This is a genomic window from Pseudoduganella sp. OTU4001, assembly GCF_038440195.1.
In the GTDB taxonomy this organism is placed as follows: Bacteria; Pseudomonadota; Gammaproteobacteria; order Burkholderiales; family Burkholderiaceae_D; genus Rugamonas.
Map to the genome: position 1 here is coordinate 22,600 of NZ_JASATG010000045.1, position 7,356 is coordinate 29,955.

General features: G+C 63.4%; 7 protein-coding genes. 5 read left to right on the plus strand and 2 right to left on the minus strand.

All coding sequences use genetic code 11. The annotated features are described in order from the left end of the window. Positions 1-67 precede the first annotated feature (67 nt). Positions 68-1,765 (plus strand): thiamine pyrophosphate-binding protein, encoded by a 1,698-nt coding sequence (locus tag AAHE99_RS24865; RefSeq protein WP_342120498.1) that lies wholly within the window; start codon positions 68-70, stop codon positions 1,763-1,765. Here the strand turns inward: AAHE99_RS24865 and AAHE99_RS24870 are convergent, their stop codons facing one another. Together AAHE99_RS24870 and AAHE99_RS24875 are read right to left on the minus strand one after the other, a co-directional pair. Further along, complete coding sequence (locus AAHE99_RS24870) at positions 1,766-2,236, minus strand: hypothetical protein (RefSeq protein WP_342120501.1); 471 nt, start codon at positions 2,234-2,236, stop codon at positions 1,766-1,768. Between the two features lie 62 nt (positions 2,237-2,298). Further along, positions 2,299-3,375: a porin gene (locus AAHE99_RS24875; protein ID WP_342120504.1), complete on the minus strand. Its 1,077-nt coding sequence runs from the start codon at positions 3,373-3,375 to the stop codon at positions 2,299-2,301. 359 nt (positions 3,376-3,734) lie between these two features. Here AAHE99_RS24875 and AAHE99_RS24880 point away from each other — a divergent pair, with 359 nt between their 5' ends. From AAHE99_RS24880 to ftsX, 4 genes are all read left to right on the plus strand, one after another. Next, positions 3,735-4,685, plus strand: a complete 951-nt coding sequence (locus tag AAHE99_RS24880) for a MerR family transcriptional regulator (protein WP_342120506.1) — start codon at positions 3,735-3,737, stop codon at positions 4,683-4,685. A gap of 50 nt (positions 4,686-4,735) precedes the next feature. Beyond that, positions 4,736-5,779: a signal recognition particle-docking protein FtsY gene (gene ftsY / locus AAHE99_RS24885; RefSeq protein ID WP_342120508.1), complete on the plus strand. Its 1,044-nt coding sequence runs from the start codon at positions 4,736-4,738 to the stop codon at positions 5,777-5,779. Positions 5,780-5,788: 9 nt separating this feature from the next. Continuing rightward, positions 5,789-6,448, plus strand: a complete 660-nt coding sequence (locus tag AAHE99_RS24890) for a cell division ATP-binding protein FtsE (protein WP_342120510.1) — start codon at positions 5,789-5,791, stop codon at positions 6,446-6,448. Further along, positions 6,445-7,356: permease-like cell division protein FtsX (gene ftsX, locus AAHE99_RS24895; RefSeq protein WP_342120512.1), on the plus strand; the 912-nt coding region annotated here is incomplete at its 3' end. The genes AAHE99_RS24890 and ftsX, both read left to right, overlap by 4 nt.

The following is a 7,356-nucleotide window of genomic DNA, read 5'->3' on the forward strand; positions in this document are numbered from 1 at the left end:
AAATCGGAAAGCTATTTCCCTAGGGGAGGCATAGAATGCCAAATCCATGTATAAGAAGGCAAGTACCATGACGCAAACCCCTCGTTCCGGCGGCCAGATCCTGGTCGATGCGCTGAAAGTCCACGGCACCGATACCGCCTTTGGCGTGCCGGGCGAAAGCTACCTGGACGTGCTGGACGCCCTGCACGAATCCGGCATCCGCTTCATCATCAACCGCCAGGAGGGCGGCGCAGCCTTCATGGCCGACGCTTACGGCAAGATGACCGGCAAGCCAGGCATCTGCTTCGTGACCCGCGGCCCGGGCGCCACCAATGCCTCGATCGGCGTGCATACCGCCTTCCAGGACTCGACCCCGATGATCCTGTTCATCGGCCAGGTCGGCAGCGATTTCATGGACCGCGAAGCCTTCCAGGAAGTCGACTACCGCCGCATGTTCGGCCAGATGGCCAAGTGGGTGGCCCAGATCGACCGCGCCGACCGCATTCCTGAATACATTGCCCGCGCCTACCAGGTCGCCACCAGCGGCCGTCCAGGCCCGGTCGTGCTGGCCCTGCCGGAAGACATGCTGACCGCCAAGGCCACCGTGGCCGATACCCGCGCCTATGTGCCGACGCAAGGTTCGCCTTCCGCGCCGCAGATCGCGCAGCTGCGCCAGATGCTGTCCGAAGCCAAGCGCCCGATGGTGCTGCTGGGCGGCGGTGGTTGGAACGCGCAGGCCAGCGCCGACATCCAGCGCTGGGCCGAAGCCAACCACCTGCCGGTCGGCTGCGCCTTCCGCTTCCAGGACCTGCTGGACAACACGCACCCGAACTACATCGGCGACGTCGGCATCGGCATCAATCCAAAGCTGGCCGCCCGCGTGAAGGAAGCCGACGTGCTGGTCGCCATCGGCCCGCGCCTGGGTGAGATGACCACCAGCGGCTACTCCATCATCGCCTCGCCGGTGCCGGCGCAGCGCCTGGTGCACATCCACGCCAGCCCGGAAGAACTGGGCAGCGTCTACCAGGGCGAACTGATGATCGCCTCCGGCATGCCGCAGGCCGCAGCGATGCTGGCCGCCATGGAGCCGGTCGACGCCGGCGCCTGGCGCGAGACGGTGGCGCAAGCGCGCGCCGAATACGACGCCTGGCAGAAGGAGCCGACCGTCTTCGCCGACAACAACGCGCCTTTGAACCTGTGGCAAGTGGTGCAGCAGCTGAAAGCCCAGTGCCCGGCCGACACCATCATCACCAACGGCGCCGGCAACTACGCCACCTGGGCGCACCGCTACTGGCCATACGGTGGCATGCGCACCCAGCTGGCCCCGACCAGCGGCGCCATGGGCTACTCGGTACCGTCCGGCGTGGCCGCCAAGATCATCGACCCGGCACGCACCGTGGTGACCTTTGCCGGCGACGGCGAATACCTGATGAACGGCCAGGAACTGGCCACCGCCGTGCAGTACAAGGCCGGCGTGGTCATCATCGTATTCAACAACCAGATGTTCGGCACCATCCGCATGCACCAGGAGCGTGAATACCCGGGCCGCGTATCCGGCACCACCCTGCACAACCCGGACTTCGCCGCCGTGGCACGCGCCTTTGGCGGCCATGGCGAAACCGTGTCGGCCACCGAAGAATTCGGCCCGGCCCTGCAGCGCGCCCTCGCCTTCACCCGCGAGCAGTCGCTGCCAGCCATCATCGAGCTGCGCTACGACGGCAACCTGATCACCCCAGGCGCCACGCTGGAAACCATGCGCCAGCAGGCCATCGCCGCCGGCAAGTAATCACTCCGCGCCCCGCCGCTTCGGCGCGGGGCAAGTCTTGCAGGCGCGGGGTTTGCGGGCAAAGTCGCGCACTTTGGCCAGCACCATCGGTTGTGAATGGTCTTCGCAATAGCCGCCATCCAGGGTCAGCGTCGTGCCGTCGGGCGAGAACTTGCCGCTGATGGTGCGCTCCTCCTCCCCTTCCTGCACAGTGAAGTACATCATCTTGCCGCGCGGGTCGACGTTGACGTCGGTCGCCACCAGCGGCCAGCTCAGGCCGCCTGCCGTGTATTCATAAATCACCGTGTCGACTTCAGCAAAGCGCTGCAGCGTAATGCGCTGCCCGCCGTACTCGCCGCTGCCTTCATGCACGCACAGGTCGGAATACACCAGCATGCCGTGGCGCGGCAAGGCACCGCCGGGTTTGTTGGCGGCGCCGGCGTTCGGCAGGGTGGCGGCCAGGGCGATCAGCAGCAGGTGCGTAGTTTTCATATCCACATTGTAAAAAAAAACGGCCGCCACAGGCAGCCGTTTCAACCAGGAACTGGAAGCGATCAGAAGGTGTGACGGATGCCGACGTTGTAGGCGGAGTCACCGGTACCTGCTTCAGCGTTGTTGCCAACGGTGTAGGAGGCGCCGTTCTTGTTCTTGATCTTGCCGTACGAGGTGTACAGGGTGGTGCGCTTGGACAGCGAGTGCAGGTAGCCGATCGCGTACTGGTCAGCGTCGTGGTTGGCGGCGTTCTTGTCATTCACCGACGACCAGGAAGCGACCAGGGAACCAGCTGCCGACACCGGCACGCTTGCACCCAGCAGCCAGGTGCTGTTGTCGGTCGAGGCAGCCACGGCTGCGGCGGTGTACGCGGTAGCGTTTGGCAGAGGCGAGCTGTTCAGGCCTTTGTTGTCACCGTACATGAAGTAGGCTTTGGCGACCTTGAAGTCATAGTTCACGGCCAGCAGGGTGTTGTGGCCGCCCTGGCGGTCGGTCACGACGTTGTTGGCGACGCTGTCGTTGTTGCGGTGGTTGTAGGCCAGGCGCGCGTTCAGCGGGCCGTTCTGGTAGCCCAGCGAGACGCCCAGCTGGCGGCCGGTCGAGGATTCCTTCTGTTCGCCGAAGCCGTAGAACGCTTCCGCGGTTACGCCGTTGATGTCAGGCGATTTGTAGACCACGGAATTGCCGTTGCGCACGTTGATGCCGTTGGCTGGGAACAGGTTCTTGGCCGAACCGGACAGGCCAGCCTGGAACGGGTCGCCCACTTGCACGAAGGCGTTGTACCAAGGGGTGTACTGGCGGCCCAGGGTCAGGGTGCCGGCAGTCTTCGACGACAGGCCAACGTAGGCCTGGCGGTTGAACAGGGTGTTGTTGGTGTTGTCCAGCTCACCGGTATCGCCTTTGATACCGGTTTCCAGCAGGAAGACTGCGGACAGGCCGCTACCGAGATCTTCGGTGCCGCGGAAGCCGATGCGGGAAGCATTTGCCACACCAGCCGAAAGTTTGTTGACGTTACCGCCTTTGCCGCCGTGTTCAGCGACGAAGCCGGCATCCATGATGCCGTAAATGGTCACGCTGGATTGCGCGTAGGCGGTGCTGCTTACAGCGAGGATCGCGAGGGAAATCAAGGTCTTCTTCATGATGTGCTTCTTCCTTTTCTTTGTTATCGATCACCAGTGCTCTACGGCATTGGTTGCGGGTCATTTTATATGAACTCAATATTTCCTGCTAAGCACGTAGTAATACGTATTGCAAGATAACGGTAAATACCACACTGCGGCCAAATAAAATTTCATCAATCTTGCATTTATTTTGTTCAGGACACATTTCACACTTTTGGTTCTTTTGGAGGCTAAACTGAAAGCGCCAACCATGTGTCATGGACAAGCAGTTTCCACCCCTGTTTCAGAGTGAAAGCGACCTGCCCTGCGTGCAACTTTGTGTCGAAATTCGGCGTTAGAATGCAGATCGCGTATCAATCTGGGGGCGCTGTCGGCGAATGAAAACGAGTGCGATTTCTTTAACAATTCCTTCCACAATCAGTGATGTGGAGCGGGATACCGGTCTGGCAAAGGAGACTTTGCGAGTCTGGGAGCGCCGTTACGACTTTCCCCGCCCTGAACGTGACACGTTCGGTGAGCGAGTCTACCCAAGCGACCAGGTAATTAAATTGAGATTGATCAAGAGATTGATTGATCTGGGGTATCGTCCTGGCAAAGTCATCGGCTATAGCTCCGACGAGTTGCAGGCCCTGGCGCAGAAAACCACGGCCGGAAAGAAGTCCGAGCCGGCCCGCCCGCATCCCGAACTGCAGACCTATCTGGAATTGTGCAAGAGCCACCAGATGGAAGCCTTCCGCCGCAAGCTGACGCAAGCCATGCTGGTCATGGGCATGAAAAACTTCGTCATCGACCTGGTGGCGCCGCTGATCACCCATGTGGGCGATGCCTGGGCTTGCGGCCAGTTCGCGGTATTTGAAGAGCATTTGTTCACCGAATCGGTGCAGATCGTGCTGCGCGGCGCCATTTTCTCGGTGCCGCAGGTCAACCACAGCAACGGTTCGCCGCGCCCGCGCGTGCTGCTGACCACCCTGCCGCAGGAACGCCATGGCCTGGGCCTGCTGATGGCGGAAGCGCTGTTTGCCGCCGAGGGAGCGCATTGCATTTCGCTAGGCGTACAAACCCCGGTGCCCGACATCGTGGAAGCTGCACGCGCCAAGCAGGCCGATATCGTGGCCCTGTCGTTCTCCACCACCATGAACCCGCGCCATGTGAGCGACAGCCTGGCGGAGCTGCATGCCCGCCTGCCCGAGAGCACCGAACTGTGGGCCGGCGGCTCCAACGCCGCCCTGCGCAAACGCCCGCCCGGCTATGTCCACGTATGCGAACTGGCCGGCATCAGCAGCGCCGTGGCCGAATGGCGCCAGCGCCAGCGGCAGGCCGCCACCTAGGCTCTGGTAGAATACGCGGTTCGATTGAAGGACCCTCTGCCAACCTGTCCATGTTCAGTTTTTTCAAGAAGAAACCAGTCGCGCCGGAAGTGGCACCCGCCCCTGCTCCCGCGCCTGCCGCCCCAGTAGCCCCGGCTGAGGCCGAGCCTGCAGCACCGCTGGCGTATGAAGTCGAGACCGCCGTCAAGCCGGAACCCAAGCAAAGCTGGATGAGCCGCCTGAAGGCAGGCTTGTCGAAGACTTCCGCCAACCTGTCCGTCCTGTTCGTCGGCGCCAAGATCGACGACGACCTGTATGAGGAGCTGGAAGCGGCGCTGCTGATGTCCGACGCCGGCGTCGACGCCACCCAATACCTGCTGGACGCACTCAAGCGCAAGGTCAAGGAAGACAAGCTGCTCGATGCCGCCGCCGTCAAGGAAGCGCTGAAGCAGCTACTGGTCGAACTGCTGACCCCGCTGCAAAAACCGTTCGAGCTGGGCCGCCACCAGCCGCTGGTGATGATGATTTCCGGCGTCAACGGCGCCGGCAAGACCACCACCATCGGCAAGCTGGCCAAGCACATGCAAGCCCACGGCCAGTCCGTGCTGCTGGCCGCCGGCGACACCTTCCGCGCCGCCGCCCGCGAACAGCTGATGGTGTGGGGCCAACGCAACAACGTCACCGTGATCTCGCAGGAATCCGGCGACCCGGCCGCCGTGTCGTTTGACGCGGTGCAGTCCGGCAAGGCGCGCGGCACCAATGTCGTCATGATCGACACCGCCGGCCGCCTGCCGACCCAGCTGCACCTGATGGAAGAGCTGAAGAAGGTCAAGCGCGTGATCGGCAAGGGCATGGAAGGCGCACCGCACGAAACCCTGCTGGTGATCGACGGCAACACCGGCCAGAATGCACTGGCCCAGGTGAAGGCCTTCGACGACGCCCTGCAGCTGTCCGGCCTGATCATTACCAAGCTGGACGGTACCGCCAAGGGCGGCATCCTGGCCGCCATCGCGCGCGTCCGTCCGGTGCCGGTGTACTTCATCGGCATCGGTGAAAAGATTGAAGACCTGCAGCCGTTCAACGCGGCTGAATTTGTTGAAGCCCTGCTCGCTTAATCGGCCTACATGATCGAATTCCAGCACGTCAGCAAACAATACTCCCCCGACGGTGTCGCCCTGCGCGACATTTCCTTCACTATTGCCAAAGGCGAGCTGGTCTACCTGGCCGGCCCTTCGGGCGCCGGCAAATCGACCCTGCTGAAGATGATCGCCGCCATGGAGCGCCCGACTTCCGGCAAGGTGCTGGTCAATGGCCAGGACATTGGCGCCCTGAAGCGCGCCGGCATCCCCTTCCTGCGCCGCAACCTGGGCCTGATCTTCCAGGAACAGCGCCTGCTGAACGACCGCAGCGTGCTGGCCAATGTGATGATGCCGCTGCTGGTGACCGGCTCCCCGCGCGCCGCCGCCGAGCAGCGTGCGCGCGCCGCACTTGACAAGGTCGGCCTGCTCGACCGTGCCGACGCCCAGCCGCTGGCCCTGTCCGGCGGCGAACAGCAGCGCGTCTCGATCGCGCGCGCCATCGTCAACCGCCCGCAAATCATCCTGGCCGACGAACCGACTGCCAACCTGGACCGCGCCAGCGCCAGCAAGGTGATCGACGCGCTGCACGCCTTCCATTCGGTGGGCGTGACTTGCCTGATCTCCTCCCACGATGAGCAGATCCTGGACGCCGCTGCGCGCGTAATCCACCTCGAACGAGGCGAACTGATGAAGGAGGCCGCATGAATACCTGGCTGCGCCACCACCTGTTCGCCCTCGGCGCCGCGCTGGTGCATGTGCGCCGCGCACCGGGCTCCTTCCTGTTTAATATCCTGGTAGTCGCGATTGCGCTGGCCCTGCCCTTCATGGGCGTGACCTTGCTCGACAATGTACGGCCGATGTCGGAACAGATGGCTGTCGAGCCAGAACTGAGCGTCTTCGTGCAGGCCGATGCCCCGCGCGAGCAGGCGGTCGGCCTGGCTTCCTCGCTGCGCGGCATTGCACCACAGGCCAAGATCATCTTCGTGCCGCGCGAAAAGGCGCTGGAACAGCTGCACGCAAAGAGCGGCCTGTCCGACGTGCTGGCCACGCTGGGCGAGAATCCGCTGCCGGACAGCTATGTCATCAAGCTGAGCGCCTTCCAGAATGCGGCGGAAAGCGGCAAGATCGATACCATTGCCGAGCAGATGCGCGCCCTGCCGGGCGTTGATACGGTGCAAGTGGATTCGGCCTGGGTCAAGCGCCTGGCCGCCCTGCTGGGCGTGTTGCGCCTGGCCCTGCTGCTGCTGGCCGCCACCCTCGGCACCGTGGTGGTGGCCGTGGTGTTCAATACCATCCGCCTGCAGGTGCTGACCCAGCGCGAGGAAATCCTGGTGTCCAAGCTGATCGGCGCGACCGACAGCTTTATCCACCGCCCCTTCTATTACACCGGCGCCCTGCTCGGCCTGTGCGCCGGCGGCGTGGCGCTCGGTGGCGTGGCGCTGGCCCTGCAGCCGCTGAACCGTGCCATTGCTGAATTTGCAAGGCTGTACGCCTCCGAATTCCAGCTCGCGCCGCTCGACCCGCTCGGCACCGCCGGCCTGCTGGCCCTGTCCGCCAGCCTGGGCCTGGTGGGCGCCCTGCTGTCTGTCCAGCGCCACCTCTCCCGCCTGAAT